Here is a 26,744-nt window from a genome sequence, read left to right on the forward strand (position 1 = left end):
GCCCTCCGCTGCCGTCACTGCGGGTCCGCGCCCACCGCCACCGGGCGGGACGGGTCCGAGGACCACTCGGACCAGGAACCGACGTACAGCGCCGCCGGGACGCCCGCCACGGCCAGCGCGAGCACCTCATGGGCGCCGGACACGCCCGAACCGCAGTAGACACCCACCTCGGCGTCCCCGGAGACGCCGAGCGCCTTGAAGCGGTCCCTCAGCTCCGCCGCGGGCAGGAAACGGCCGTCGGGGCCCACGTTCTCCGTCGTCGGCGCGGACACCGCGCCCGGGATGTGCCCGCCGACCCGGTCGATCGGCTCGACCTCGCCCCGGTAGCGTTCGCCCGCGCGCGCGTCCAGCAGCACACCTGTACGGGCCAGCGCCGCCGCCGCGTCCGCGTCCAGCAGACCCGCGCCCGGAGCCGGCGCGAAGTCGCCCTCGGCCGGGGCGGGCACGTCGGTGGACAACTCGCCCCCCCAGGACGGCAACCCGCCGTCGAGAACCCGCACGTCCGGGTGACCCGTCCAGCGCAGCAGCCACCACGCGCGCGCGGCCGCCCAGCCCTGTCCCCCGTCGTACACGACGACCGGCCGGCCGGCCGACACGCCCGCACGGCGCATCGCGGCACCGAACTCCGCGAGGTCCGGCAGCGGGTGCCGGCCGTGCTCCCCGGGCGCGGAGGCCAGTTCCCGGTCCAGGTCGACGAAGACCGCGCCCGGGAGGTGACCGGCCGCGTACTCGGCCCGTCCGTCGAAGGCCGGCGCGCCCGCCGCCTTGGCCAGGCTCAGCTGCCAGCGCACGTCCAGCAGCGTCGGCGGACGCTCCCCGGCCAGGTCATGTGCGAGTTCGGTTGCGGTGATGATGGCTGTCATGGCGTCCATCCTTACGCCAGGGGTGGCCGCGGCGTCCAGGTCCGGCTACTCTGCTCGGCCGGACAGGCTCGATCACGCGTCGTAAGGGATCGAGTGCATGCTGTACAACCGACAGGCACCCGTCGGACATCGCCAGGAAGCGGCGAAAGGCGTCAGATCGGGCATCCTTCCGGATACGGTGCCGGGCCGCGGCGCGACCTGGCACGCGGCACCGCGGAGGATGCGGGCACCGGCACGGGCGTACACGCCGGCGGCGTGGACACCCCTTCCGGGGAGCGGAAGCGACACGGCCACCGTGAGGGGCGGCCGGGGAGAGAGTGATCGATGACCGAGGCACGGGAGTCGGCCGGTCCGCACGCGCGGCGCGTGCCCGGCACGCCCTGCTGGGTGAGCCTGATGGCGCACGGGCTGGCCGCCACCGAGGAGTTCTACGGTGAGCTGTTCGGCTGGGAGTTCCGGCCGGGCCCGCAGCAGCTCGGCCCGTATGTGCGGGCGCTGCTCGACGGGCACGAGGTGGCGGGCATGGGCCAGCTGTCGCCGGACCACCGGCTGCCCATCGCCTGGACCCCGTACCTCGCCGCGGACGACGTGGACCACACGGCCGACACCGTGCGGGAGTGCGGCGGTACGGTCGCGGTCGGCCCTCTGGACGCCGCCGAGGCCGGGCGGATGGCCATCGCCGCCGACCCTTCCGGTGCGGTCTTCGGCATCTGGCAGGTCGCCGCGCACCTCGGCACGACGCTCACCGGGGTGCCCGGGACGCCCGCCTGGAACGAGCTGATCACGTTCGAGACCGAGAGCGTCGCCAAGTTCTACGAGACCGTGTTCGGCTACGAGAAGGAGCCGGTGGTGTCCGCCGACTTCGACTACGTCACCCTGCACCTGGAGGGCAGACCGGTGGCCGGCCTGCACGGCGTGGGGCACGCGCTGCGCGACCGGGGACCGCACTGGCAGACGTACTTCGAGGTCGGCTCCGTCGAGGCGGCGCTGCGGCAGGTCGCGGACCTCGGCGGACGAATCCTCAGGCAGACCCACGACAGTCCACACGGCCGCATCGCCACGGTCGCGGACCCGGAGGGCGCGATGTTCTCGGTGATCGAGAACCCGCACTGAGCGGCCGGGCGGATTACCGGCGAGACGCGGCCGGGACGATCACGGGCGGGACGATCACGGGCGCGACGCGGCCGGCCCGTCACCGGTGGACGCGGCCGGGCAGGAGCACTGGTAGGCGCCGGCGGGACCCGGCCGGATCGGGCGATCACCGGTAGGGCGCGGAAGGACCGGAACACCGACGGGACACGGCCGGGCGATCACCGGCGGGCCGTGCTCGGCTCGGGAAGCCGGTGGAGCGACCTCGGCCAGGACACCGGTGGAACGCACTCGGCCGGGACCCGGCAGGGCGTACTCGGGCCGGGGACAGCTCAACCCAGACACCAGTACGCCTTCCGCCGAGGGCACCTTTAAGGCGCACGTGGGCAGGGCGCACTCGGGCCGGACACCGCCGCGAGGCACTCGCGTCGGAGAGCCGACGGGACACGCCCGGGTCGCCCCCACCGGCAAGGTGTGCTCAGGCCGGGGACACCGGCAGGACGTCCGGGGAGAGGGCCGCCGCGTGGGCCGACGCTGCGGTCATCCGGCGGCGGTGGTGGCGGCGGCAGAGCACCTCGTAGCCGACCTCTCCCGCGGAGTGGTTGACGTCCCCCACGACCACCTGGGCGCCCTCGACCACCATCTCGCCGCCGATCGTGCGGGCGTTGTGCGTGGCCCGGGCGCCGCACCAGCACAGCGCCTCGACCTGCAGCACCTCGATGCGGTCGGCGAGCTCCACCAGGCGCTGCGAGCCAGGAAAGAGCTTGGAGCGGAAGTCGGTGGTGATACCGAAGGCGTAGACGTCCAGGCCGAGATCGTCGACCACGCGCGCGAGCTGGTCGATCTGCTCGGGCCCGAGGAACTGCGCCTCGTCCGCGATCACGTAGTCCGCGCGCCGTCCCTGCGACAGGTGGTCCACCAGGTAGGTGTACAGGTCCTGGTCGTCCGCCACCTCCACCGCGTCGGTGACCAGGCCCAGCCGGGAGGAGAGCTTGCCCTCGCCCGCGCGGTCGTTCCGGGTGAAGATCATCCCGACGAGGCCCCGCGCCGAGCGGTTGTGCTCTATCTGCAGAGCCAGCGTGGACTTCCCGCAGTCCATCGTTCCGGAGAAGAACACCAGCTCGGACATGAGGAGTTGAACACCTTTCGGCACAGGGCGGAGGGGACGGGAGCGGGACGGGCGGGCTTCAGGAGCGTACTTCGAGCAGCGGGACCAGCTGCTCGGCGGGGGTCATCGAGCCGTGGTTGCCGACCAGCCCCGACTCCTTGGGCTCCCGCTCCGACGCGATGATCAGGACGTCGTCGTACGCGGCCGCGATGACGTCCCCGAGCCGCGGGTACACCCGCTCGTCGATGTGCGGCCCGAACCAGCCGGCCGCGATCGCCTCGTCCCGCGAGGCCACCCAGAACTGTTCGCCGAGCACCTCGCGCCAGCAGGTCAGGACGTCGTTCTCGGCGCCCGGGACCGCGTACACGTGCCGTGCCCGGCCCTCACCGCCCAGCAGGGCGACCCCGGCGCGCAGCTCCCAGTCCTCGTCGAAGTCGATGCGGTGCTGCTCGTCGAAGGGGACGTCGACCATGCCGTGGTCGGCGGTGATGTAGAGGGCGCTGCGCGGCGGCAGCTGCTCGGCGAGGCGCTGGGCGAGCCGGTCGACGTTCATCAGCTGGCCGCGCCACGTGTCGGAGGCGACGCCGTACCGGTGTCCGGCGCCGTCCAGCTCGGCGTAGTACGTGTACACCAGCGAGCGGTCCCCGGCGGCCAGTTGCTCGGCCGCGAGGTCCATGCGCTCCTCGCCGGTGAGCCGGCCGTGGAAGGTGCCGCCACTGAGCGCGATCTTGGTGAGCGGGGTGTGCTGGAAGGTGGGCGAGGACACCTGGGCCGCGTACACCCCGGCGTCCTGGGCCAGCTGGAAGACGGTCGGGTACGGCTGCCAGGGGCGCGGCTCGGTGTACGGCTGCCAGCGGAGCTGGTTCATCAGTTCGCCGGTGGCCGGATTCCGCACGGCGTACCCGGGCAGGCCGTGCGCGCCGGGCGGCAGGCCGGTGCCGACGGAGGCGAGGGAGGTCGCGGTGGTCGCCGGATAGCCGGCGGTCAGCGGGCGGCCGGTGCCGCCGCGCGACGTGCCGAGCAGCGAGGTCAGGAAGGGGGCCTCGTCGGGATGGGCGCGCAGCTGCTCCCAGCCGAGCCCGTCGATCAGGAAGACACAGACCCGGTCGGCCGCTGTCAGTTCCGTGATCGTGGCGGTCAGACCGGGGACGCCCATCCCTGCGGCCAGCGTGGGCAGCAGGTCGGCGAGGGAGCCGGTGCCGTACTCGGGCAGCGGCGCGGTGTCGAGGGCGAGCGGTTCCGGGTGGTCCCAGGCGGAGAGCTGGGACATCACCGCGTCAGGTCCGCGGTCGCCTCGGAGATGGCCTGCGCGAAGGCGAGCGCCTGGCGCACCGTCTCCGGGCCGTCCCCCGCCTCGCTGACACGCAGGCTGAGGTCGTCCGCCGTGGAGTTGCCCGTGTAGCCGTGGTCGGCGTCGCAGTTGGGGTCGCCGCAGGCGGCGGGCTCCAGGTCGATGCGGCTGACCGCCCCCCAGCCGATGGTCAGCACGACCTCGCGGGGCAGCGTGCCCGGCGTGTACTGCTCCGGGTTCGCGACCACGCGGCTCACCACGACCGAGGAGATGCGACCGATCTTCACGGACTCGGTGGAGGTGGTGGCGTACGGCGTCGGAGAGGTGCTGTCGGCGGCCTGCTCGTCGGTGTGGCTGACGATGAAGCGGTTGCCGGTGAGGACCAGCACCGTCACGTGCCGGCGGACCTCGTTCTGGTCGAACGTCGTCTCCTGGTGGACCAGGTACGACCGGATGGGCTCGCCGCCCACAGCGGCCTCCACCGCCTCGGCCACGAGGGCCGGGTAGTAGCCGCTGCGCTCGATCGCCGCGCGCAGCCCCTGGGTCGTCGTACTGGTCTTGGCCATGGCGTCCATCCTAATCCGTGGGCAAGGGCGGTCCGGGCCAGTCACGGGGACCGGGGACGGCCTGTGCACGCGCGCGCGGGGACCTGGGGACGAACCCATGCCGGCTCTCCGGATCCTCCGCGGCGATCAGGCAGGAGACGGGCTCCGTGACGCCGCCGTTCGCTTCGAACGCGACCACGACGGGTGGTGTCTCACCCAGGGTGCGCCGCAGCCGGCCCGTCTCCTCGCCGGTGAGCTCCCGGAAGAGGGGTTCCTGGAAGGCGGCGGGGCACGAGACGAGGCCCGCGTCGGCGAAAACGGCCTCCGGGCCGTGATGCCCCGTGAGGTCGTACCCCGCGGCCGGCCGCGGCGGCCCGGCGTCCCGGACGATCACTTCCCGGTCCCACCGGTTGCCCTCCGGCAGCCGGCGCCCGGCGATCTCCATGCCCTCCCCCTCCCCCGCTCAATAGGCCGGCATCGTGCGCGGGCCCAGGTCGTCCCGGGCCGGCGGGGGCGCGAGCCGTACCGTGGCACCGAGGACGCTCGCGCCGTGCGGGGCGACGACGACCGGCTCCAGGGTGACCGCGACGACCTCCGGGTGGTCGTCGACCAGCCGGGACACACGCAGCAGCAGCTCCTCCAGCGCCGGCGTGTCCACGGGCGTGGAGCCACGCCAGCCGAACAGCAGCGGCGCCGTGCGGATCGACCGCACCAGCGAGGTCGCCTCCCGGTCGGTGACCGGTATCAGCCGGTGCGCCATGTCCCCGAGCAACTGCGAGGCGGCCCCGGCCAGCCCGAAGGACAGCACGGCGCCGGCCGCCGGATCGATCACGGCGCGTACGACCGTGTCGACCCCGCGCGGTGCCATGCCCTGCACCACCGGCCGCAGCTCCTCCGGCGCGCCGAACAGCTCCGTCAACTCGGCGTACGTGCGCCGCAGTTGTTCCTCGTCCGCCACGTCCAGGCGCACCCCGCCGAGGTCGGCGCGGTGCCTGAGGTGCGGGGCGGTGGCCTTCAGGGCGACCGGGTAGCCGAGGGCGCGGGCGGCCTCCGCAGCGGCGTCCGGGGTGGGTGCGGGCAGCGCGCGGCGGACGTGGATGCCGTACTTGCCGAGCAGCCGGCAGGTCTCCGCATCGGAGATCGTGAGCCCTTCCCCGCGGGCGAGCAGCTCGGCGATCAGCCGCGCGGCGCCCTTCTCGTCGATGTCCTCGTACTCGGGCACCTTCCCGGGATCGACCGCCTCCCGCCGCCACTGCCCGTACTTGACGGCTTCGGCGAGCGCCCGAACGGCACGCTCGGCGGCGGGGTAGGCGGGGATGAGACGGCTGCCTTCCGGAGGGGACACGCGTACGCCGTCGGCCTCCTCGGGAGGCTCAGTCCTCGCGGCCGGGCCACTGCCGCCCACCCGTCCCGTGGCGCGGAGGGACGGGGCACCGCCCTCGGTGCCGGGCGCCCTCTCGACGGCCGCGGGTGCCGTACTCGCCGCGGCCGACAGCGCCTGCGCCAGTCCCCCGAGCTCCACGTGCACCACCAGCACCGGCTTGCCCGGAACCGCGGCCGCCGCCGACCGCAGCGCCTCCGCCAGCTCCGCGTCGCCCGGTGACGCCTCCCCGATCGCGGGGATCGCCGTGACGACGACGGCGTCGTTCGTATCGTCGGCCAAGGCCTGCCCCAAGGCCCGGTGGAAGTCCTCCGCCGTCGCCCCGGTCGTCAGGTCCACCGGATGCACCGGCCGCAGCCCCTCCGCGAGACAGCGGTCGTACGTAAGCACCCCCAGCGACTCGGAGTTGCCCAGGATCGCCACGCGCGGCCCGGCCGGCAGCGGCTGGCGGGCGAGCAGCAGCCCCGCGTCGACGAGTTCGGTGATCGTGTCGACCCGGATCACCCCGGCCTGCCGCAGCAGCGCGGACACGGTCGCGTGCGGCAGCCGCGTCGCCCGTACCGCGTGCCCCTGCGGTGTCGTCCCGGTCCCCTGCACCACGACCAGCGGCTTGGCCGCCGCCGTCCGCCGGGCGAGCCGGGTGAACTTGCGGGGGTTGCCGATGGACTCCAGGTACATGAGGGCGACGTCGGTCTCGGGGTCGTCGTACCAGTACTGCAGGACGTCGTTGCCGGAGACGTCGGCGCGGTTGCCCGCGGACACGAAGGTGGACACGCCGGTGACCCCGGTGACCCCTCCCCCGCGCCGGTGCAGCCGGGACAGCAGGGCGATGCCGATGGCGCCGGACTGGGCGAAGATCCCGATGCGGCCGGGCCGGGGCATCTCCGGGGCCAGGGACGCGTTCAGCCGGACGTCGGGGGCGGTGTTGATGATCCCGAAGGCGTTCGGGCCGATGATCCGCATCCCGTACGTGCGCGCGTGCCGGACGAGGGCCCGCTGCCGCTCCCGCCCCTCGGGCCCGCTCTCGGCGTATCCGGCGGCGAGGACGACGAGCCCCTGGACGCCGTGTTCACCGCACTCGGCGACCACCGCGGGCACGTGATCGGCCGGTACGGCGACGACGGCGAGGTCCACGGGACCGTCGATGTGCCGCACCGAGCGGTGGGCGGGCACCCCGTCGACGTCCTTCAGGTCCTCGGGGAAGGCCTTGTTCACCGCGTGCAGCCGGCCCGCGTAGCCGGCGGCGCGGATGTTGTCGAGGACGCTGCGGCCGACCCCGCCGGGGGCGCGGCCGACGCCGACGACCGCCACCGAGCCGGGGGCGAGGAGCCGCCGTACCGAGCGGCCCTCGGCGCGCTGCTCCCGCGCGCGCTGGACGGCGACGGAGCGGTCGGTGGGCTCGAGGTCGAACTCCAGGCGGACGACTCCGTCCTCGAAGCTGCGTTTCTGGGTGTAGCCGGCGTCCGTGAACACCTTGATCATCTTGGTGTTGGCGGGCAGCACCTCGGCGGCGAAGCGACGGATGCCACGCTCGCGCGCGACGGCCGCGATGTGCTCCAGCAGGGCGGAGGCGACCCCGCGGCCCTGATGGGCGTCCTGCACCAGGAAGGCGACCTCGGCCTCGTCCGCGGGAGACGAGGCGGGCATGCCGTCGGTGCCGATGCGGTCGTAGCGTACGGTGGCGATGAACTCGCCGCCGATGGTGGCCGCGAGTCCCACCCGGTCCACAAAGTCGTGGTGCGTGAAGCGGTGGACGTCCTTGGCGGAGAGTCGTGGGTACGGCGCGAAGAAGCGGTAGTACTTCGACTCGTCCGAGACCTGCTCGTAGAAGCTGACCAGGCGGTCGGCGTCATCAATGGTGATGGGCCTGATGCGTGCGGTGCCCCCGTCGCGCAGCACCACGTCCGCCTCCCAGTGGGCGGGGTACTGGTGCCGGTCCTGCCGGTCCGCCGAGGTCTGCATGGGCCCCAGAGTACGGCTCGCGTACGACAACGGCGCGAGGCAGTCTGTGGAGGACGGAAGTCGGAGCCGAGGCCGCGGCCCCGACGACACGACGGTGCGCGACGAAGGTCCGCATCGGGCACGCTTCACGTTGTGGGAAACTGGTCTAGACAACCCTGAAGACTGAAGGGCAGCAACACATGGCTGAGCGCCGCGTCAACGTCGGCTGGGCCGAGGGCCTCCACGCCCGTCCCGCCTCCATCTTCGTCCGAGCCGCCACGGCCGCAGGCGTCCCGGTGACGATCGCCAAGGCCGGGGGCAACCCCGTCAACGCGGCGTCCATGCTGGCTGTCCTGGGCCTGGGTGCCCAGGGGGGCGAGGAGATCGTCCTCGCCTCCGACGCCGAGGGTGCGGACGCCGCCCTCGACCGTCTGGCCAAGCTGGTCTCCGAGGGCCTCGAGGAACTGCCCGAGACCGTCTGAGTCACACCGTGAAGCCGCGTCACCCTTTTCGGGTGGCGCGGCTTTCGCGTATTCACGCCCGTCGGTGAATTAAGCACGGACGGGCAGGCCGACAGAGCCTGCGGTCACCGAATTCACGGCAGCAGGAAAAGGGCGGCGAAATATCCGGCCGCCGAATACCTTCTCTTTGTATACGGTGCCGGTGTTAATGCCGCCCACCCGACGTGTTTACGGCGTGTTGCGAAGTCCTCACACGCTCCGCGGCCCGGCGGAAGCGCAGCCGGTGCGCGGCCGCCGCCCGCTCGGTGTGCACGGCCGTGACCGCCCGCGCGCGCTCGCCGTCGCCGCGCGCCACCGCGTCCACGATCGCGCCGTGCTCCGCCCAGGACTCCACGGGGCTCGGCGGCGCCTCCACCGCGTACATCCAGGCGATCTTGTGACGCAGTTGGGTGAGCATCGCTGTCAGCGACGGGCTGCCGGAGGCCTGGGCGAGCGTCTCGTGGAACCAGCCGCCCAGCGCCCGCAGATCGGCGCTGTTGCCGCTCCTGGCGCGCTCCTGGCCGAGCCGGACCAGTCCGCGCAGCACCTTCAGATGGGCCTCGGTGCGCCGTTGCGCGGCCCGGGCGGCACCGAGCGGCTCCAGGAGCAGGCGCATCTCCATCAGGTCGGCGGCCTCGTGCTCGGTCGGCTCGGCCACGCACGCGCCCGCGTGCCGGCGGGTCACCACGAAGCCCTCGGCCTCCAGGGTGCGCAGGGCCTCGCGGACGGGGACGCGTGAGACGCCGTAGCGACGGGCCAGGACTTCCTCGGTGAGGCGGCTGCCGCGCTCATGGACACCGGCGACGATGTCGTCCCGGATCGCCGTGCACACCGAGTGCGCCGGAATACGCATGACCGACCTCCGCCTTAATCCCCGTGAAACGTCGACGATGGACGCGTGTTCTGTGACTCTATTGCAATGAGCCGGAATTTCCGACGGCGGGCCGTAATCCATGGATATTTTTTGGACACCGGGCCTGACGGAGAGGGCGAAAATACGGCGGAAGCCCCGGCTCGGTGAGCCGGGGCTTCGGAGAGGTACAGGCGGATCGCCGTCCGGTCGGTCAGACGTTCACACCGTGCTTGCGGAGGTAGGCGACGGGGTCGACGTCGGAGCCGTAGTCGGGCGTCGTACGCGCCTCGAAGTGCAGGTGCGGGCCGGTGACGTTGCCGGTCGCGCCGGACAGGCCGATCTGCTGGCCGGGGGTGACCTGCTGGCCCACCGTGACGCCGATGGAGGACAGGTGGCCGTACTGGGTGTACATGCCGTCGGCCATCCGGATCACGATCTGGTTGCCGTACGCGCCGCCCCAGCCCGTGGAGACGACGGTGCCGGTGCCGACCGCATGGACGGCCGTGCCGCTGGCGGCGTGGAAGTCGATGCCCGTGTGGTGGCCGGAGGACCACAGGGAGCTGCTGGCCTCGTAGCCGGTGGAGACGTAGGAGTGCGCTATCGGCGGGACGAAGGTGTTCAGCCGCTTGCGCTCGGCCTCGCGGGCGGCACGGACCCGGGCCTCGCGCTCCTGCTTGGCCTTCTCGGCGGCGGCCTTGGCGGCGGCCTCCTCGGCGGCCTTCTGCTCGGCGGCCTGCTTCTGGGCGGCGGCCTGCGCGTCGATGTGCTCGGCGATGTTGTCGCTCACGGTGAGCACCGGGGTGAGGCCGGTCTGCTCCGCGGAGTTCTCGGCGGCGAGGGCCGGGGAGGCGGCGAGGGTGCCGATGACACCGGTGGTGGTGAGGGCTGCGACACCGGCCGCCTGAGCGGTGGTGCGCTTGACCCGACCGGGCTTGCGGTGCTTCCCGGTGGCGCACATGAACGCCATGAAGTGGCTGGTCCTTTCCTTCCCTCTCGCCTACCGGGTTAGCTGACGGGTTCGGAGCAGGAAGGTCTCCTACGGGCTCCCCCGCTTCCGCGCGGGCGCCCGATTCACCCCAGGGACGGTGGGTCCCCGGCTCCCCTGGCTCGCGCCGTACGGGGACTCGGCGATGACTGTCCGGTGCCGCGGGTGCGGCGCACTGCCTGACGAACAGCCCGGACGACGCTAAGCGGGGCGGCTCTCGGACCTCAAACGCAACGGGTGTTTTGTAGCGCATCCCACAGCACAGACAGGCAACCTCCGCCTCAAATCGGGCATCTGAGGAAGCGAGTGGAACGACAAGGGCCCTGACGACCCGTAGGTCGTCAGGGCCCACGCGCGCGTACGGCGTGTGCGTGCGTGCCGCCGTGCCTGTCGCTGCCCGGCGGTCACGAACGCTACTCGGCGGCCACGACGGTGACTTCGCCGATGCCGAGGGCCTCGACCGGCGCCTTGATCTGGGCTGCGTCACCGACGAGGACGGTCACCAGGCGGTCCACCGGGAAGGCGTTCACCACTGCCGCGGTGGCCTCGACGGTGCCCGTCGCCGCCAGCTGCTGGTACAGCGTCGCCTGGAAGTCGTCGGGCAGGTGCTGCTCGACCTGGTCGGCCAGGGTGCTCGCGACGGCCGCCGCGGTCTCGTACTTGAGCGGCGCCACGCCGACCAGGTTCTGCACGGCGACGTCCCGCTCGGCGTCGGTCAGTCCCTCCGCCGCGAGGGTGCGGAGCACCTTCCACAGGTCGTCCAGCGCGGGGCCGGTGTTCGGGGTGTCCACGGAGCCGCTGATGGCGAGCATCGAGGCGCCGGTGCCGTCCGGGGCGGACCGCATGACCTGCCCGAACGCGCGCACGCCGTAGGTGTAGCCCTTCTCCTCGCGCAGCACGCGGTCCAGGCGGGAGGTGAGGGTGCCGCCGAGACAGTAGGTGCCGAGCACCTGGGCGGGCCACACGCGGTCGTGCCGGTCCGGCCCGACCCGGCCGATGAGCAGCTGCGTCTGGACGGCGCCGGGACGGTCCACGACGACCACGCGCCCGGTGTCGTCGGCGGTCACCGGCGGCACGGGACGGGGCTCGCCCGGGGTGCCGGTCCAGGCGCCCAGGGTGTCGCCGAGCAGCTCGTCCAGGTCGATCCCGGTGAGGTCGCCGACCACGACCACCGTGCCCGTGGCGGGGCGGACGTACCGGTCGTAGAAGGCGCGTACGGCGGCGGCGTCGATCTTCTCGACGGTCTCCTCGGTGCCCTGGCGCGGGCGCGACATGCGCGAGGCCGCCGGGAACAGCTCCTTGGAGAGCTCCTTGGCGGCACGGCGGGAGGGGTTGGCCAGCTCGTGCGGGATCTCGTCCAGACGGTTGCGGACCAGCCGCTCGACCTCGCTCTCGGCGAAGGCGGGTGCGCGCAGCGCGTCGGCGAGCAGGCCGAGGCCCTTGGCCAGGCGCGAGGCCGGGACCTCCAGGCTGAGCCGCACGCCGGGGTGGTCGGCATGTGCGTCGAGCGTGGCGCCCGCGCGCTCCAGCTCGGCGGCGAACTCCTCCGCGGAGTGCTTGTCCGTGCCCTCGGAGAAGGCCCGCGCCATGATCGTGGCGACGCCGTCCAGGCCCGTCGGCTCGGCGTCCAGGGGCGCGTCCAGCAGTACCTCGACGGCGACGACCTGCTGGCCGGGACGGTGGCAGCGCAGGACGGTCAGGCCGTTGCCGAGCGTGCCGCGCTCGGGGGCGGGAAACGCCCACGGCTTGGCCTCGCCGGGCTGCGGCTGGGGGTGGAAGTCCATGGTGGCGAGCTCGGTCACTTGGCCGTCTCCTCGTTCTCGTTTCCGGCCTCTACGGTCGCTTCCGACTCCGGGTCCTCGGGCACGTCGGCGTCCTCGACGGTCTCCGGGGACTTCGGCTCGTAGACGAGGACCGCGCGGTTGTCGGGGCGCAGCCGGGCCTTGGCGACCTCCTGGACCTCCTCGGGGGTGACCGCCAGGACGCGCTCGACGGCGGTGAGGGCGAGCTGCGGGTCGCCGAACAGGACCGCGTACCGGCACAGTTCGTCGGCGCGGCCGGCGACCGTGCCGAGCCGGTCCAGCCACTCGCGCTCCAACTGGGCCTGGGCGCGCTCCATCTCCTCGGGCGTGGGGCCCTCCTCGGCGAACCGGGCCAGCTCCTCGTCGATGGCGGTCTCGATGACCGGCACCTCCACGTCACCGGAGGTCTTCACGTCCAGCCAGCCCATGGAGGGCGCGCCGGCCAGGCGCAGCAGGCCGAAGCCGGCCGCGACGGCCGTACGGTCCCGGCGCACCAGCCGGTTGTACAGGCGGGAGGACTCGCCGCCGCCGAGGACGGTCAGGGCGAGGTCGGCGGCGTCGCACGCGCGCGTGCCGTCCTCGGGGAGCCGGTAGGCGGCCATCAGGGCACGCGCCGGGACCTCGTCGACGACGACCTCGCGCTTCTGCTCGCCGATGACCTCCGGCAGGGAGCCGTCGCGGGGCTGGGGCTTGCCGTCGTGGGACGGGATGGAGCCGAAGTACTTCTCGATCCAGGCGAGCGTCTGCTGCGGGTCGATGTCGCCGACCACGGACAGTACCGCGTTGTTCGGCGCGTAGTAGGTGCGGAAGAACCGGCGGGCGTCCTCCAGGGTGGCCGCGTCCAGGTCCGCCATCGAACCGATCGGCGTGTGGTGGTAGGGGTGGCCCTCCGGGTAGGAGAGGGCGGTCAGCTTCTCGAAGGCGGTGCCGTAGGGGACGTTGTCGTAGCGCTGACGGCGCTCGTTCTTGACGACGTCCCGCTGGTTCTCCATGGACTCGTCGTCCAGGGCGGCCAGCAGCGAGCCCATGCGGTCGGCCTCCAGCCAGAGGGCGAGCTCCAGCTGGTGGGCGGGCATGGTCTCGAAGTAGTTGGTGCGCTCGAAGCTGGTGGTGCCGTTGAGCGAGCCGCCGGCACCCTGCACCAGCTCGAAGTGACCGTTGCCCGTCACCTGGGCCGAGCCCTGGAACATGAGGTGCTCGAAGAGGTGAGCCAGACCGGTACGTCCCTTGACTTCGTGGCGGGAACCGACGTCGTACCAGAGGCAGACCGCCGCCACGGGGGTCAGGTGGTCCTCGGAGAGCACCACGCGCAGACCGTTGGCCAGGCGGTGCTCGGTCGCTGTCAGGCCCCCGGAGCCTGCCTCGGCTGTGGTCGTGTGACCCATGGGCATGTGCGTCCCTTCGCGAGCGGAGTCGGTTGTGCAAACCCCGGTTTTCCTGCCGTTCCTGCCACTGTATGCAACGCGCGCCGGACCCCGGCGGAGTTCCCGCGGGGCGTACGCCCACAGCGGATCGCGTAGCCTGCGTCAGGCGTGCCACGGAACGGCTCCTCGGCACCGGGGCGGACCGCACGGACCGGGTCGTGCCCGGGTTGTCAGTGCCACGGTCCACAATGGTCCGCGTCAGATCCGTCAGACGCTTCGAGCAAGAGCAGACGCTTTCAGCAAGAGCGAGCCGAAGGGTGCGCGTCCCGGAGGCGAGCGACCAGATCAGGAGGAGCCGGCAGCGATGGCCCGCCGCAGCACGAAGACCCCGCCGCCCGACGATTCGTACGAGGAGAAGATCCTCGACATCGACGTCGTGGACGAGATGCGTGGCTCCTACCTCGAGTACGCGTACTCGGTCATCTACTCACGCGCCCTGCCGGACGCCCGTGACGGCCTCAAGCCGGTGCACCGCCGGATCGTCTACCAGATGAACGAGATGGGCCTGCGCCCCGACCGCGCCTACGTGAAGTGCGCGCGGGTCGTCGGCGAGGTCATGGGCAAGCTGCACCCGCACGGCGACGCGTCGATCTACGACGCCCTGGTGCGCATGGCCCAGCCCTTCTCCATGCGCGTGCCGCTGGTGGACGGCCACGGCAACTTCGGCTCGCTGGGCAACGACGACCCGCCGGCCGCCATGCGGTACACCGAGTGCCGTCAGGCCCAGGCGACGAGCCTGATGACCGAGTCGATCGACGAGGACACGGTCGACTTCGCGCCGAACTACGACGGCCAGGAGCAGGAGCCGGTGGCGCTGCCCGCCGCGTTCCCGAACCTGCTGGTGAACGGCTCCTCGGGCATCGCGGTCGGTATGGCGACGAACATGCCGCCGCACAACCTCGGCGAGGTGATCGCGGCCGCCCGCCACCTGATCCGGTATCCGAACGCGGACCTGGACGCGCTGATGCGGCACGTCCCCGGCCCGGACCTGCCCACCGGCGGCCGGATCGTCGGTCTGGAGGGCATCCGGGACGCGTACGCGACGGGCCGTGGCACCTTCAAGATCCGTGCCACGGTCTCGATCGAGACGGTGACCGCCCGCCGCAAGGGCCTGGTCATCACCGAACTGCCCTTCGCGGTCGGCCCCGAGAAGGTCATCGCGAAGATCAAGGACCTGGTCAACTCGAAGAAGGTCCAGGGCATCGCCGACGTCAAGGACCTCACGGACCGCGAGCACGGCCTGCGCCTGGTCATCGAGATCAAGAACGGCTTCGTGCCGGAGGCGATCCTGGAGCAGCTGTACAAGCTGACCCCGATGGAGGAGTCCTTCGGCATCAACAACGTGGCGCTGGTGGACGGCCAGCCGCTCACTCTGGGCCTGAAGGAGCTGCTGGAGGTCTACCTCGACCACCGCTTCGACGTGGTCCGGCGCCGCAGCGAATTCCGCCGCACCAAGCGCCGCGACCGCCTGCACCTGGTCGAGGGCCTGCTCACCGCGCTGGTCGACATCGACGAGGTCATCCGGCTGATCCGGTCCAGCGAGAACTCCGCGCAGGCCAAGGAGCGCCTGATGGAGCGCTTCTCGCTGAGCGACGTGCAGACGCAGTACATCCTCGACACGCCGCTGCGCCGGCTCACCAAGTACGACCGCATCGAGCTGGAGGCGGAGAAGGACAAGCTCACCGCGGAGATCGCGGAGCTGACCCGGATCCTGGAGTCCGACGCGGAGCTGCGCAAGCTGGTCTCGAACGAACTGGCGGCCGTGGCCAAGAAGTTCGGCACCGACCGGCGCACGGTCCTGCTGGAGTCGGCGGGTGCCCCGGTGGCCGCGGTGCCGCTGCAGGTCGCCGACGACCCGTGTCGGGTCCTGCTGTCCTCGACGGGGCTGCTGGCCCGTACGGCGACCGACGAGCCGCTGCCGGACGAGGCCGGTGCCAGGCGCGTCAAGCACGACGTGATCGTCTCGGCGGTCCCGGCGACCCAGCGCGGCGAGATCGGCGCGGTGACCTCGGCGGGCCGGCTGCTGAGGATCAACGTGGTCGACCTGCCGCAGCTGCCGCCGACCGCGGCGGCACCGAACCTCTCCGGGGGCGCGCCGCTGGCGGAGTTCGTCTCCCTGGAGGGCGACGAGACGGTGGTCTGCCTGACGACGCTGGACGAGTCGTCCCCGGGCCTCGCGCTCGGCACCGAGCAGGGCGTCGTCAAGCGCGTGGTGCCCGACTATCCGTCCAACAAGGGCGAGTTGGAGGTCATCACGCTCAAGGAGGGCGACCGGATCGTCGGCGCGGTGGAGCTGCGCACCGGCGAGGAGGACCTGGTCTTCATCACGGACGACGCGCAGCTGCTGCGCTTCCAGGCGTCCATCGTGCGTCCGCAGGGCCGCCCGGCGGGCGGTATGGCGGGCATCAAGCTGACCGAGGGCGCGAAGGTCATCTCCTTCACGGCGGTCGAACCGGCGGCCGAGGCGGTGGTGTTCTCGGTGGCGGGCTCGCGCGGCACGCTGGACGACTCGGTGCAGACGACGGCCAAGCTGACCCCCTTCGACCAGTACCCGCGCAAGGGCCGGGCCACGGGTGGCGTGCGCTGCCAGCGGTTCCTGAAGGGCGAGGACTGCCTGGCGCTGGCCTGGGCGGGCCCCACGCCGGCGCGTGCCGCGCAGAAGAACGGCACCCCGGCGGAGCTGCCGGAGCTGGACCCGCGCCGCGACGGCTCGGGCACCTCGCTGCCCAAGACGGTGGCGGTGGTCGCCGGGCCCGCGTTCTAGGCCTCGTACGCCTCCTCGGCGTCGGGTTCTTCCTCGGAGCCCTGTACGTAGCGCAGGACGCCCCACATGCCGTGCTCGTCGGCGTGTGGGGCGTCGCCGTTCCCGCACCCCTCGAGCTCCTTGCGGAGGGCCTCGGTGTCGATACCGGAGCCGATCAGTACGAGCTGGGTGAGGCGGGCGTCCCCGGCCGGCGGCCAGGGTTCGGGGTAGAAGCGCAGGAACCGGCCGACGGCGTGCACGGCGTACCGGTTGAGCGTGTCGTGCGGCCCGAAGTCGACGTACCCCTTGATCCGGTACAGCCCCTCCGGCCGGCTGTCCAGGACCCGCATCAGCCGGCGCGGGTCCATGGGGACGTCGGAGGCGAAGGACAGACTGTCGTAGCCGGTGTGGAGATGGCCGGGGTGGTCGTGCCTGTGGGGGTCGTGCCCGCCGTGATCGTGTCCGCCGCCTTCGTGCAGGTCGCCTTCGTGCCTGTCGTCTTCGATCCTGTCGTCTTCGCGCAGGTCGTCGAAGGACAGCTGCCCGATGCGCTCCTCGCTCGGCCTGCAGTCGAAGAGGAGCTCCGGGTCGATGCGGCCGTAGGTGGCGGGGACGACGGCGGCACGGTCGGTCAAGGACCCCACCAGGCCGAGCACCCGTTCGGCGTCCGCGGCCCGGTCGAGCTTGTTGACCACCACCAGGTCGGCGAGGGCGAGGTGCCGGTCGATCTCGGGGTGCCGCGCGCGCGTGTCGTCGAACTCGGCGGCGTCGACGACCTCGACGAGGCCGCCGTAGACGATCCCCGGATGCTCGCTCGCCAGCACCATCCGCACGAGCTCCTGCGGCTCGGCCAGTCCGCTCGCCTCGATGACGATCACGTCGATGCCGGCCGCGGGCGCGGCGAGCCGGTCCAGGTAGAGGTCGAGTTCGCTCGCGTCGACGGCGCAGCACAGGCAGCCGTTGCCGAGGGAGACGGTCGAGTCGCCGAGGGCGCCCGCGACGGCCATCGCGTCGATCTCGATGGCTCCGAAGTCGTTGACGACGGCCCCGATGCGACTGCCTCCGCTGCGGTGCAGGAGGTGGTTGAGGAGTGTGGTCTTGCCGGAGCCCAGGAATCCGGCGAGCACGACGACCGGGATCTGCTGCGGGCCGCGGGCGCCGACCGGATGGCGTGTCCGGCCGTTCGCCACGGTGTTCCCCGGGCTGTTCCCCAAGCTCTTCCCCAACGGGCGACCCCTCTCGTGCTCTGTCCTGTCTCGTGCTCTGTCCTGCGGACCGGCTGCCGGATCAGGATAGGAGAACGGCGGGAGGGGGCCGGGTCCCGTCAGCCGGCGGTCGGCACCGCGACCGGCGGCTCCGGTCCCACGTAGCGCGCCACCGGTCGGATGATCTTCGAGTCGGTGGCCTGTTCCAGGATGTTGGCGCTCCAGCCGACGACGCGGGCCGCCGCGAAGGTGGGCGTGAACATCTCGCGGGGCAGCCCGCACAGTTCCATGACCACACCGGCGTAGAACTCGACGTTGGTGTGGAGTTCGCGGCCGGGCTTCAGCTCGGCGAGGATCGCCTCGACCCGGCGCTCGACCTCCACCGCGAAGTCGACCCTGGGTCCGCCGAAGCCGAGGGCGATCTCGCGGAGCATCCGCGAGCGGGGGTCCTCGGTGCGGTAGACGGCGTGCCCGAAGCCCATGATCCGGTCCCCGGCGAGCACCCGCTCCCGGATCCAGGGATCGATCCGGTCCGGCGTCCCGATCGCGTCCAGTGTGTCCAGGGCCCGGCTGGGTGCACCTCCGTGCAGCGGCCCCGACAGTGCGCCCAAGGCGCCGATCAGGCAGGCCGCCACGTCGGCGCCGGTGGAGGCGATGACCCGCGCGGTGAAGGTGGACGCATTGAATCCGTGATCAATGGTGGAGATCAGATACTGCTCGACCGCCCGGGCCCGCCGGGCGTCCGGTTCCTCGCCGGTGAGCATGTACAGGTAGTTGGCCGCGTACGGCAGGTCGTCGCGCGGTTCGACCGGGTCGAGCCCCTGCCCGAGCCGGTACAGCGCGGTGAGCAGGGTGGGTACGACCGCGCAGACGGCGACGGTGTCGGCCCGGCGCCGGTCCGCGTCGACGTCGTAGACCGGGCGGAGCGCCTGGGCCGAGCCCAGCAGCGACAGGGCCGTGCGCAGGCCGGCCAGGGGGCCGGAGAGGCGCGGCGCCGCGGCGATGGCGGGCAGCGCGGCGCGGACCTCCCGGGGCGGCCGGCGCAGTGCCGCCGCCTCGGCGGCGAAGGCGGCGCGGCGGTCGGCGTCGGGGAGCGTGCCGTGGATCAGGAGGTGCCAGACGTCCTCGAAGCCGCGGGTGCGCGCGAGTTCGACGGCCGAGTACTGGCGGTAGTGGTAGAAGCCCTCACGCCCCCGGACGTCACCGATCTCGGTCTCGGTGACGACGACGCCGGCGAGGCCGCGCGGGGCGTCGATCAGCGTCGGGGTTGCGGTCCTGTTGATGGTCATGTTGCTCCTTCCTGGACTTGATGTGACTGTCCATGCTTGACTAAATCCTTGTCAATATTGATCAAATCAATGTGTAGGCATCAAGGTGTGCACAGGCCGCTACGGTGGCCCCATGCGCGATCACGAACCCGCTCCGCACCGTCCCGGGCGAAGGCTGACCACCAAGGAGACCGCCGAACTGCTCGGTGTGAAGCCCGAGACGGTGTACGCGTACGTGAGCCGCGGCCTGCTCAGCAGCAGACGCGAACCCGGCGGCCGGTCCAGCACCTTCGAGGCCAAGGAGGTGGAGGCCCTCGCCCGGCGCAACCGGCGCGAGGCGGCCGGGAGTCCGGGCTCCGGCGGGGAGCTGTCCGTCCGGACGCGGATCACGCTGATCGAGAAGGACCGGTACTTCTTCCGCGGCGCGGACGCCGTCGAGCTGGCCACCGAGCACTCCTACGAGGAGGTCGCGGAGTGGCTGTGGACGGGCCGGCTGACCCCGGGGGTGACCTTCTCCGCGCCCGCGAACACGGTCGAGGTCACCCGCCGCGCGGTGCTCGCCCTGTCCGAACACGCCTCCCCCGTCGACCGGCTGCGGGTGGCGGCGATCGCCGCCGCGGCGGAGGACCCGCTGCGCTTCGACCTCTCCGAGGAGGCCGTGCTGAACACCGCACGGATCCTCATCCCCACGCTCGTCTCCGCCCTGCCGCCCGTCCTGTACGGCCCCCAGGACGACGGCCCGCTGGCCCACCGTCTGTGGGGCAGGCTGACCGCCCGCTCCGCCGACGAGGCCTCGCTGCGCGTCCTGGACACCGCCCTCGCCCTGCTCGCCGACCACGACCTGGCCGCCTCCACCCTCGCGGTCCGCGTCGCCGCCTCGGCACGGGCCCACCCCTACGCCGCCGTCTCCGCGGGGCTCGGCGTCCTGGAGGGCCCGCTGCACGGTGCCGCGAGCGGTCTGGCCCACCGGATGCTGCTCGACGTGCTCGATCAGGGCACCGCGGTCCCGGTGATCGCCGCCGAACTGCGCGAGGGCCGCCGTGTGCCCGGACTCGGGCATCGGCTGTACCCGGGCGAAGACCCCCGCGCGCGCGTGCTGTTCGACCTCCTGGAGCAGGTCCCGCAGGCGGAGTCCGCGCTGCTCGCGGCCCGCGACATCGTCGCCACGACCGCCCGGCACACCCCGCTGCACGCCAACGTGGACCTGGCCCTGGCGGTGTTCACCACCGCGTGCCGCATGCCCGCCACCGCGGGCGAGACGATCTTCGCCGTCGCCCGGACGGCGGGCTGGATCGCGCACGCCCTGGAGGAGTACGGCGAGCGTCCGCTGCGAATGCGTCCCAGCGGTCACTACGTCGGTCCGCGACCGCCGCAACCCCTGCCCGAGTAGGACACGACCACGGCCGGAAGTCACCTCGAGGGCAGTCAGGTTAGGCTCACCTCTGTGAGTAGGTGTGCGACCGTCTCCCGGAGTCTCGACGAGCCTGTTTCCGGTACGGCGGCCACGGCGCGGACGTGGCTGCTCCTGGAACAGCCCGGCCCCTGGGGTGCCAAGGCGCTCACTTCGAGCCATCTGGACCCCGCACTCGGCCGGGCGCTGGAGGCCGCTGCCGAGGGAACCGGCGTACGCGTCGCGCTCATCCGGCGCCCGGGGCGGCACGCCGACCCCGGCACGCCCCCGGTCCGGCACGTCTACGCCGCGCACACCGTCCCGGGGCGCGTGTGGCTGCACGGCGCCGTCACACGAGATCCGGAGCGGCTGCTCGACCTCGACTTCGCCGCCCTCGGCGCGGGCGACCACCGCACGTTCGGCGTGGCGCTCGGCGGACGCGCGCACACCGGCGACCCCTTGGCGCTCGTGTGCACCAACGCCAAGCGCGACCGCTGCTGCGCCCTGCTGGGCCGCCCCCTCGCCGCCGAGCTGGCCGCCTCCGGGGTGCGCGGCGTCTGGGAGGTCACCCATCTGGGTGGACATCGTTTCTCACCGACCGTGCTGGTCCTGCCGTACGGCTACGCCTACGGCCGCGCCGAGGCGCACACCGTCAAGGAGGCGCTGCACGGCACCCAGGAGGGGCGCGTGGTCGTCGAGGGGTGCCGCGGCTGCTCCGCCTGGGACCGGCCCGGCCAGGCGGCCGAGCTGGCGGTCCGCTCGGCCGCGGGCGAGTACCGGGCGGGTGTGCTGAGCGTCGTACGGACCGACGGCGGGGCCCCGCGCTGGGACGTCACCGTCCTGCACGCGGACGGCCGCCGGTGGCGGGTCACCGTGGCGCAGGGCGCGTCGCTCCCGCCCCGCCCGGAGAGCTGCGGCGCGACGGTCCTCGGGACGCCCGCACGGATGGACGTGGTGGCCGTGCGCGAGCTGCGGCCGACGGCGATGGCCGGCTGACCCGGCATCGCTCGTGCCGTACCGGCGCCGGACGTTGATCTTCCGTACGTATTGATCGGCAGATCAAGAACGGGTCAAGAGATCCACACCACATCTCCTGGGGCGGGTCCGGCCGTCCCACGTACCGTCGTGGGTATGAGCCCGACTCCCCCCGCACGCCGTCTGCGCCTCGGTCTGCCCCGGCGGATGTTCTCGCAGGTGCTGCTGATGCAGGTGGCGATCGCCGCGGGGGTCGCCGTGCTCGCGACCGGCCTGTTCCTGGCGCCGCTGAGCAAGCAGCTGGACCAGGAGGCGGAGCGCCGCGCACTGGCCATCGCCCAGACGACGGCCCAGGACCCGCAGATCGCCGAGGGCCTCCTGAACACCCCGCCGACCGCCGGCGGCCCGGTGCAGAAGGAGGCCGAGCGGATCCGGAAGGCCACGCACGCCGAGTACATCGTGGTGCTGGACACCCACAAGGTGCGCTGGTCGCATCCCACCACCTCGAACATCGGCCATGTGGTCTCCACCGACCCCCGCGACGCCCTGGCCGGCAAGGAGGTCATGGAGATCGACAAGGGCACCCTCGGCCGCTCGGCGCGGGGCAAGGTACCGCTGTACGACGCCCACCACCGCATCATCGGGGCGGTCTCGGTGGGCATCGCCTACGACAGCGTGCGGGCGCGGCTGATCAACGCGATCCCCGGGCTGTTCGCGTACGCCGGCGGCGCTCTCGCGGTCGGTGCGCTGGCCGCCTGGCTGATCTCCCGCCGGGTCCAGAGGCAGACCCGGGACCTGGCCTTCTCCGACATCTCCGCGCTGCTCGCGGAGCGCGAGGCGATGCTGCACGGCATCCGGGAGGGCGTGGTAGCCCTCGACCGGGGCGGCCGTGTCCGCCTGCTCAACGACGAGGCACGGCGGCTGCTGGGCATCGGCGACGAGGCCGTCGGCCGGACCCCCGACGAGGCGCTCGGCGCGGGCCGCACGACGGACGTCCTGGCCGGCAGAGTCACCGGCACCGACCTGCTGACGGTGCGCGGCCAGCGCGTCCTGGTCGCCAACCGCATGCCCACCGAGGACGGAGGCGCCGTGGCCACGCTGCGCGACCGTACCGAACTGGAGCAGCTCGGACGGGAACTCGACTCCACGCGCGGGCTGATCGACGCCCTGCGCGCCCAGGACCACGAGCACGCCAACCGTATGCACACCCTGCTCGGGCTGCTGGAACTGGACATGTACGACGACGCGGTGGAGTTCGTCGGCGAGGTGGTCGGCGACCACCGGGTCACCGCCGAGCAGGTCACCGAGAAGATCCAGGACCCGCTGCTGGCCGCGCTGCTGGTCGGCAAGGCGACCGTGGCGGCCGAGCGCGGCGTCGCCCTGTGGGTCGCGGAGCGCAGCCGGCTGCCGGACCGGCTGATCGACCCGCGGGGGCTGGTCACGATCATGGGCAACCTCGTGGACAACGCCCTGGACGCGGTCGCGGGCACCCCGCACGCGCGCGTGGAGGTCGAGGTGCGCACGGAGGGCCGAACCGTCGTCCTGCGAGTGCGGGACACCGGGCCCGGAATCCCGGCCGACCAGCGAGAACTGATCTTCACGGACGGGTGGACCACCAAGAAGCCGCCCGCGCACGGCAAGCGGGGCATCGGACTCTCCCTGGTGCGCCGGCTCGCCGAACGGCAGGGCGGCAGCGCGACCGTGGGTACGGCGGACGGCGGCGGCGCGCAGTTCACCGTGGTGCTGCCCGAGGCGCTGACCGAGCCGGAGCCGGTCGCGCCCGTCGAGTCCCTGGAGCGCGTCGCCGTCGCCGAGGAGGAGGCGTGATGATCGAGGTCCTGGTCGTGGACGACGACACCCGGGTCGCCCGGGTCAACGCCGCCTACGTGGAGAAGGTGCCCGGGTTCCATGTGGCCGGTGAGGCGCACAACGCGGCCGAGGCGCTGCAGCAGGTGGAGCGGCTGCCGCACGTCGACCTGGTCCTCATGGACCACTATCTGCCGGACGAAACGGGTCTCGCGGTGGTTCGCGAGATGCGCCGGCGCGGCCACCAGACCGACGTGATCATGGTGACGGCGGCACGGGACGTGTCGACCGTGCAGGCCGCGATGCGCCAAGGGGCGCTGCAGTACCTGGTGAAGCCGTTCGCCTTCGCCGGCCTGCGGGCCAAGCTGGAGGCGTACGCCCGGCTGCGGCGGACCCTGGACGGCGGCGGTGAGGCCGAGCAGGCGGAGGTGGACCGCATCTTCGGCGCGCTGTCCGCGCCGTCGGAGCCCGCGCTGCCCAAGGGACACTCGCCCACGACGGCCGCGTTGGTGCGCCAGGCGCTGATCAACGCGGAGGACCCGCTGTCCGCCCAGGAGATCGCCGAGCGGACGGGCGTGAGCCGGCAGACCGCCCAGCGGTATCTGAAGCTCCTGGAGCGCACGGGCCGGGCCCGGCTGACGCTGAAGTACGGCGACGCGGGCCGCCCGGAACACCGTTACGTGTGGGCGACCCGCGCCTGAACGCGGCCACTGCGCGCGTTACTTGACGGCCTTCACGAACTCGGTCGTGTACGTCTTGCTCAGGTCGACCTCGGCGTTCTTGATGTTGGGGTTGAACGCCTTGAGAACCTTCTCGACGGTCGCCGGGCCGTCCTGGGGCATCACACCGTCGTCGGTGAACATCGGCAGGGTGCTCTTGATGGACTGCGCGTAGAGCGCCTTGTCGCCCTGGGAGTAGTCGGCGGGCATCTTGGCGGCGATCTCGTCGGCGCTGTGGGTGGCCATCCACTTGAGCGTCTTGACGAATGCATTGGCCAGCTTCTGGACGGTGGCCTTGTGCCCGTTCACCCAGTCCGTCTGCATGTACAGACTTGACGACGGGTACGGGCCGCCCAGCGCCTTCTGCGAACCCTCGGGGGTGCGCATGTCGAGGAGGACCTTGCCGGCCTTCTTGTCCAGGATCGTCGCGACGGTCGGGTCGGTGGTCATGCCTCCGTCGATCGCGCCCTTCTGCAGGGCCGCGATGAACGTCGGACCGGCCCCTACGGCGACCGGGGTGAACTGACTGATGTTCACCCCGTTCTTGACCGCCAGGTACTTGGTGAGGAAGTCGGTGGAGGACCCGAGCCCCGTCACGCCCAGCTTGCGGCCCTTGAAGTCCTTCGGCGAGGTGAGATCGCCGGCCGCCTTGTTCGACACGACCTCGACCTCGCCGGGCGCGTGCGAGAACTGCACGACCGACTCCACCGACTTGCCCTTCACCTGGAGGTCGAGGGTGTGGTCGTAGAAGCCGACCGCCCCCTGCACCTGGCCCGAGACGAGCGCGGTCTCGGCCTGGACCCCTGCGGGCTCGCTGAGGAGCTGGACGTTCAGTCCCTCGGCCTGGAAGTAGCCGAGGCGCTGGGTGAGCATCGCGGGCAGGTAGATGACCTTGTCCAGGCCACCGACCATGATCTTGACGTTCTCCCCCTTGCCGCCGCCCCCGCCGCTGCCGGTGTCGGCCGTGGAGCTGGCCGCGTCGTTGGCGCAGGCGGTGAGCGAGGAGAGGGCGAGCAGGCCGGCGGCGGCCAGGGAGGCGTATCTGGCGGTCTTGCGCATGGCGGTTCACGTCCTTGTGAGAGGGCGGTGCGGGGAAGGGCAGGGGAGCGTGGTTCAGCTGTCGGAGCCGGTGGACTTCCAGCGGAAGATGCGGCGCTCGGCGAAGGTCAGAAGCCCCTCGGCGGCGAGGGCGACGACGGCGAGGATGACCATCGCGGCGTAGACACCGGCGGGGTTGAAGGTGTTCTGCGACTGCGAGACGAGCAGACCGATGCCCTTGGTCGCGCCGATGTACTCGCCGACGATGGCGCCGATGAGCGCGAAGCCGAAGCTCACGTGCAGGCTGGTGAAGATCCAGGAGGTGGCCGACGGGATGACCACCTGAAGGGTCACCCTGCGGTCGCTGGCACCGAGGATGCGGGCGTTGGCCACCAGATTGCGGTCCACCTCGCGGGCACCCTGGAAGGCGTTGAAGAACACCGGGAAGAAGACCAGCACGACGGCGGAGGCGACCTTGGAGGTCGGCCCGAGCCCGAACCAGATCAGGAAGATCGGCGCCAGGACGATCCTGGGGATCGAGTTGAGTACCTTGATGTAGGGACCAAGAACCTCGGCGAGCAATCTGATCCGCCCGAGCGCAATGCCGAGCAGTACACCGGCGACCACACCGAGGACCCAGCCCAGGAGTGCCTCGTAGAGCGTGTACCAGATCTGTTCGCCCAGCGAGCCGAGCGCGGTCCCGTGCATCACCCAGGTCCAGATCTGGTCCCAGATCTTCGAGGGCATGGAGAAGTTGAACGGGTCGATGACCTTCGCCCGGGACAGCCCCTCCCACAGACCGAGGACGGCCACCAGGAGCAGCACGCGTGCGGCGTTCACGAAGACCTTGCGGCGGCGGGCGGCCTGGGCGCGGGTCTGCGCGCGGTCGGGGGCCTTGGCGGTGTCGACGACCGGAGTGCTGAGAACCTCAGGCGACACGGGCGGCACCCCTCTCGCGGGTGATGCGGACCTCTTCGCCGAGGGACTCCCAGATCTCGCGGTAGATCTCGATGAACCGCGGCTCCAGGCGCACGGACTCGACCTTGCGCGGCCGGGGCAGGTCGATGTCGAAGACCTGCTTCACGGTCGCGGGCCCGGCCGTCATCACGACGACCTTGTCGGCCAGCGCGATGGACTCCTCCAGGTCGTGGGTGACGAAGACGACGGAGGCGCCGGTGCCCTCCCACAGCTCCAGCAGCTCGTCCGACATCAGCGCCCGGGTCTGCACGTCGAGCGCCGAGAACGGCTCGTCCATGAGCAGGATCTCGGGGTCGTTGACGAAGGTGGCCGCGAGGGCGACGCGCTTGCGCTGGCCGCCGGAGAGCTGGTGCGGGTAACGGTCCTCGAAGCCGGCGAGTCCGACCCGGGACAGCCAGTCCCGTGCCTTCTCCTTCGCCTCCGCCTTGGGCACGCCCCGGAAGCGCGGGCCCGCCATGACGTTGGACAGCACCGTCCGCCAGGGGAACGTGGCGTCCTGCTGGAAGACGAAGCCGACCTTGTCGCCGACGCCGTCGACCGGTGCGCCGGCCACCAGCACCTCCCCCTCACTGGGCTCCTCCAGACCGCTGACCAGGGTCAGCGTGGTGGACTTGCCGCAGCCGGTCGGCCCTACGACGGCCACGAACTCGCCGCGCTCGACAGTGAGGTCCAGACCGCGCACGGCCGTGTGCAGTCCCCCTGACGGGGTTCTGAAGGTCTTGCTCGCGCCCCGCAACTCGATGGCGGGGCTGGTGTGTGCGCTCATGGCCCGGGACGGTAGGTGTGGCCCCGGCCACAGCAGCAGTCTTGTGAGCGCAAGCCGTTCTTTTGCTCGCAAGC

The 26,744-nt window shown here is 72.1% G+C and carries 22 protein-coding genes and 1 riboswitch; of the genes, 7 read left to right on the forward strand and 15 right to left on the reverse strand.

Going from position 1 to position 26,744, the window contains the following annotated elements:
- Positions 1-14: 14 nt before the first annotated feature.
- Positions 15-863: a sulfurtransferase gene (locus ACIHEJ_RS27375; RefSeq protein ID WP_400139345.1), complete on the reverse strand. Its 849-nt coding sequence runs from the start codon at positions 861-863 to the stop codon at positions 15-17.
- 324 nt (positions 864-1,187) lie between these two features.
- On the opposite strand from ACIHEJ_RS27375, the gene ACIHEJ_RS27380 reads away from it, so the two are divergent.
- Complete coding sequence (locus ACIHEJ_RS27380; RefSeq protein ID WP_400139347.1) at positions 1,188-1,976, forward strand: VOC family protein; 789 nt, start codon at positions 1,188-1,190, stop codon at positions 1,974-1,976.
- 454 nt (positions 1,977-2,430) lie between these two features.
- On the opposite strand, the gene ACIHEJ_RS27385 is transcribed toward ACIHEJ_RS27380, so the two are convergent.
- From ACIHEJ_RS27385 to ACIHEJ_RS27405, 5 genes are read right to left on the reverse strand one after another with little or no spacing between them, the layout of a single operon-like run.
- Positions 2,431-3,081, reverse strand: coding sequence for a thymidine kinase (locus ACIHEJ_RS27385; protein WP_400139349.1), 651 nt, complete (start codon positions 3,079-3,081; stop codon positions 2,431-2,433).
- 58 nt (positions 3,082-3,139) lie between these two features.
- Positions 3,140-4,330, reverse strand: a complete 1,191-nt coding sequence (locus tag ACIHEJ_RS27390; protein WP_400139350.1) for an alkaline phosphatase family protein — start codon at positions 4,328-4,330, stop codon at positions 3,140-3,142.
- Positions 4,330-4,926, reverse strand: coding sequence for a DUF5998 family protein (locus ACIHEJ_RS27395; RefSeq protein ID WP_400139351.1), 597 nt, complete (start codon positions 4,924-4,926; stop codon positions 4,330-4,332). Before ACIHEJ_RS27395 ends, ACIHEJ_RS27390 begins: the two co-directional genes overlap by 1 nt.
- Position 4,927: 1 nt before the next feature.
- The gene (locus ACIHEJ_RS27400; RefSeq protein WP_400139353.1) at positions 4,928-5,341 is read right to left on the reverse strand and encodes a hypothetical protein; all 414 of its coding nucleotides are present in this window, start codon (positions 5,339-5,341) and stop codon (positions 4,928-4,930) included.
- Between the two features lie 18 nt (positions 5,342-5,359).
- Complete coding sequence (locus tag ACIHEJ_RS27405; RefSeq protein WP_400139354.1) at positions 5,360-8,239, reverse strand: GNAT family N-acetyltransferase; 2,880 nt, start codon at positions 8,237-8,239, stop codon at positions 5,360-5,362.
- 179 nt (positions 8,240-8,418) lie between these two features.
- Here ACIHEJ_RS27405 and ACIHEJ_RS27410 point away from each other — a divergent pair, with 179 nt between their 5' ends.
- The gene (locus ACIHEJ_RS27410) at positions 8,419-8,700 is read left to right on the forward strand and encodes an HPr family phosphocarrier protein (protein WP_014675499.1); all 282 of its coding nucleotides are present in this window, start codon (positions 8,419-8,421) and stop codon (positions 8,698-8,700) included.
- 184 nt (positions 8,701-8,884) lie between these two features.
- On the opposite strand, the gene ACIHEJ_RS27415 is transcribed toward ACIHEJ_RS27410, so the two are convergent.
- From ACIHEJ_RS27415 to ACIHEJ_RS27430, 4 genes are all read right to left on the reverse strand, one after another.
- Positions 8,885-9,571 carry a GntR family transcriptional regulator gene (locus ACIHEJ_RS27415; RefSeq protein WP_400139355.1) on the reverse strand — a complete coding sequence of 229 codons (687 nt, stop codon included), beginning with the start codon at positions 9,569-9,571 and terminating at the stop codon, positions 8,885-8,887.
- Positions 9,572-9,782: 211 nt separating this feature from the next.
- Positions 9,783-10,538, reverse strand: coding sequence for a M23 family metallopeptidase (locus tag ACIHEJ_RS27420; RefSeq protein ID WP_400139356.1), 756 nt, complete (start codon positions 10,536-10,538; stop codon positions 9,783-9,785).
- Positions 10,539-10,550: 12 nt separating this feature from the next.
- Positions 10,551-10,711, reverse strand: a riboswitch (cyclic di-AMP (ydaO/yuaA leader).
- A gap of 258 nt (positions 10,712-10,969) precedes the next feature.
- The gene (locus ACIHEJ_RS27425; RefSeq protein WP_400139357.1) at positions 10,970-12,358 is read right to left on the reverse strand and encodes a M16 family metallopeptidase; all 1,389 of its coding nucleotides are present in this window, start codon (positions 12,356-12,358) and stop codon (positions 10,970-10,972) included.
- Positions 12,355-13,749 (reverse strand): M16 family metallopeptidase, encoded by a 1,395-nt coding sequence (locus ACIHEJ_RS27430; protein WP_400139358.1) that lies wholly within the window; start codon positions 13,747-13,749, stop codon positions 12,355-12,357. The genes ACIHEJ_RS27425 and ACIHEJ_RS27430 overlap by 4 nt, the downstream gene beginning before the upstream one ends.
- 337 nt (positions 13,750-14,086) lie before the next feature.
- Between ACIHEJ_RS27430 and ACIHEJ_RS27435 the strand changes: the two genes are divergently transcribed.
- Entirely contained in the window at positions 14,087-16,546 is a 2,460-nt protein-coding gene (locus ACIHEJ_RS27435; protein ID WP_400139359.1) for a DNA topoisomerase (ATP-hydrolyzing) subunit A, read from the forward strand.
- On the opposite strand, the gene ACIHEJ_RS27440 is transcribed toward ACIHEJ_RS27435, so the two are convergent.
- Both ACIHEJ_RS27440 and ACIHEJ_RS27445 read right to left on the reverse strand, forming a co-directional pair.
- On the reverse strand, positions 16,543-17,715 hold the full coding sequence (locus ACIHEJ_RS27440) for a CobW family GTP-binding protein (protein ID WP_400139360.1): 1,173 nt from the start codon (positions 17,713-17,715) through the stop codon (positions 16,543-16,545). The genes ACIHEJ_RS27435 and ACIHEJ_RS27440 overlap by 4 nt on opposite strands.
- A 134-nt stretch (positions 17,716-17,849) precedes the next feature.
- On the reverse strand, positions 17,850-19,019 hold the full coding sequence (locus ACIHEJ_RS27445; RefSeq protein WP_400139362.1) for a citrate synthase: 1,170 nt from the start codon (positions 19,017-19,019) through the stop codon (positions 17,850-17,852).
- Between the two features lie 112 nt (positions 19,020-19,131).
- On the opposite strand from ACIHEJ_RS27445, the gene ACIHEJ_RS27450 reads away from it, so the two are divergent.
- The 4 genes from ACIHEJ_RS27450 (at position 19,132) to ACIHEJ_RS27465 (ending at position 23,870) form a co-directional block, all read left to right on the forward strand.
- Positions 19,132-20,388, forward strand: a complete 1,257-nt coding sequence (locus tag ACIHEJ_RS27450) for a citrate synthase family protein (protein ID WP_400139363.1) — start codon at positions 19,132-19,134, stop codon at positions 20,386-20,388.
- Between the two features lie 54 nt (positions 20,389-20,442).
- Entirely contained in the window at positions 20,443-21,384 is a 942-nt protein-coding gene (locus ACIHEJ_RS27455; RefSeq protein ID WP_400139365.1) for a sucrase ferredoxin, read from the forward strand.
- A 135-nt stretch (positions 21,385-21,519) separates the two neighbouring features.
- Complete coding sequence (locus tag ACIHEJ_RS27460) at positions 21,520-23,190, forward strand: ATP-binding protein (RefSeq protein WP_400139367.1); 1,671 nt, start codon at positions 21,520-21,522, stop codon at positions 23,188-23,190.
- Entirely contained in the window at positions 23,190-23,870 is a 681-nt protein-coding gene (locus ACIHEJ_RS27465) for a response regulator (protein ID WP_400139368.1), read from the forward strand. Before ACIHEJ_RS27460 ends, ACIHEJ_RS27465 begins: the two co-directional genes overlap by 1 nt.
- A gap of 18 nt (positions 23,871-23,888) precedes the next feature.
- Here the strand turns inward: ACIHEJ_RS27465 and ACIHEJ_RS27470 are convergent, their stop codons facing one another.
- The 3 genes from ACIHEJ_RS27470 to ACIHEJ_RS27480 are packed head-to-tail and all read right to left on the reverse strand — an operon-like array spanning position 23,889 to position 26,670.
- Positions 23,889-24,947, reverse strand: a complete 1,059-nt coding sequence (locus ACIHEJ_RS27470; RefSeq protein ID WP_400139370.1) for an ABC transporter substrate-binding protein — start codon at positions 24,945-24,947, stop codon at positions 23,889-23,891.
- A gap of 54 nt (positions 24,948-25,001) precedes the next feature.
- Complete coding sequence (locus ACIHEJ_RS27475; RefSeq protein WP_400139372.1) at positions 25,002-25,865, reverse strand: ABC transporter permease; 864 nt, start codon at positions 25,863-25,865, stop codon at positions 25,002-25,004.
- Positions 25,855-26,670, reverse strand: coding sequence for an ABC transporter ATP-binding protein (locus ACIHEJ_RS27480; protein ID WP_400139374.1), 816 nt, complete (start codon positions 26,668-26,670; stop codon positions 25,855-25,857). Before ACIHEJ_RS27480 ends, ACIHEJ_RS27475 begins: the two co-directional genes overlap by 11 nt.
- Positions 26,671-26,744: the final 74 nt, after the last annotated feature.

The sequence above is a fragment of the Streptomyces sp. NPDC052301 genome (assembly GCF_044593395.1).
Lineage (GTDB): Bacteria > Actinomycetota > Actinomycetes > Streptomycetales > Streptomycetaceae > Streptomyces.

Bases quoted from the DNA above. Each gene is read 5' to 3' on its own strand.
- ACIHEJ_RS27430 (WP_400139358.1), bottom strand. From the start codon at position 13,749: ATGCCCATGGGTCACACGACCACAGCCGAGGCAGGCTCCGGGGGCCTG.
- ACIHEJ_RS27450 (WP_400139363.1), top strand. From the start codon at position 19,132: ATGCGCGATCACGAACCCGCTCCGCACCGTCCCGGGCGAAGGCTGACC.
- ACIHEJ_RS27395 (WP_400139351.1), bottom strand. From the start codon at position 4,926: ATGGACGCCATGGCCAAGACCAGTACGACGACCCAGGGGCTGCGCGCG.
- ACIHEJ_RS27375 (WP_400139345.1), bottom strand. From the start codon at position 863: ATGACAGCCATCATCACCGCAACCGAACTCGCACATGACCTGGCCGGG.
- ACIHEJ_RS27390 (WP_400139350.1), bottom strand. From the start codon at position 4,330: ATGTCCCAGCTCTCCGCCTGGGACCACCCGGAACCGCTCGCCCTCGAC.
- ACIHEJ_RS27470 (WP_400139370.1), bottom strand. From the start codon at position 24,947: ATGCGCAAGACCGCCAGATACGCCTCCCTGGCCGCCGCCGGCCTGCTC.
- ACIHEJ_RS27410 (WP_014675499.1), top strand. From the start codon at position 8,419: ATGGCTGAGCGCCGCGTCAACGTCGGCTGGGCCGAGGGCCTCCACGCC.
- ACIHEJ_RS27415 (WP_400139355.1), bottom strand. From the start codon at position 9,571: ATGCGTATTCCGGCGCACTCGGTGTGCACGGCGATCCGGGACGACATC.
- ACIHEJ_RS27385 (WP_400139349.1), bottom strand. From the start codon at position 3,081: ATGTCCGAGCTGGTGTTCTTCTCCGGAACGATGGACTGCGGGAAGTCC.
- ACIHEJ_RS27435 (WP_400139359.1), top strand. From the start codon at position 14,087: ATGGCCCGCCGCAGCACGAAGACCCCGCCGCCCGACGATTCGTACGAG.
- ACIHEJ_RS27465 (WP_400139368.1), top strand. From the start codon at position 23,190: ATGATCGAGGTCCTGGTCGTGGACGACGACACCCGGGTCGCCCGGGTC.
- ACIHEJ_RS27380 (WP_400139347.1), top strand. From the start codon at position 1,188: ATGACCGAGGCACGGGAGTCGGCCGGTCCGCACGCGCGGCGCGTGCCC.
- ACIHEJ_RS27405 (WP_400139354.1), bottom strand. From the start codon at position 8,239: ATGCAGACCTCGGCGGACCGGCAGGACCGGCACCAGTACCCCGCCCAC.
- ACIHEJ_RS27460 (WP_400139367.1), top strand. From the start codon at position 21,520: ATGAGCCCGACTCCCCCCGCACGCCGTCTGCGCCTCGGTCTGCCCCGG.
- ACIHEJ_RS27480 (WP_400139374.1), bottom strand. From the start codon at position 26,670: ATGAGCGCACACACCAGCCCCGCCATCGAGTTGCGGGGCGCGAGCAAG.
- ACIHEJ_RS27445 (WP_400139362.1), bottom strand. From the start codon at position 19,019: ATGACCATCAACAGGACCGCAACCCCGACGCTGATCGACGCCCCGCGC.
- ACIHEJ_RS27400 (WP_400139353.1), bottom strand. From the start codon at position 5,341: ATGGAGATCGCCGGGCGCCGGCTGCCGGAGGGCAACCGGTGGGACCGG.
- ACIHEJ_RS27420 (WP_400139356.1), bottom strand. From the start codon at position 10,538: ATGGCGTTCATGTGCGCCACCGGGAAGCACCGCAAGCCCGGTCGGGTC.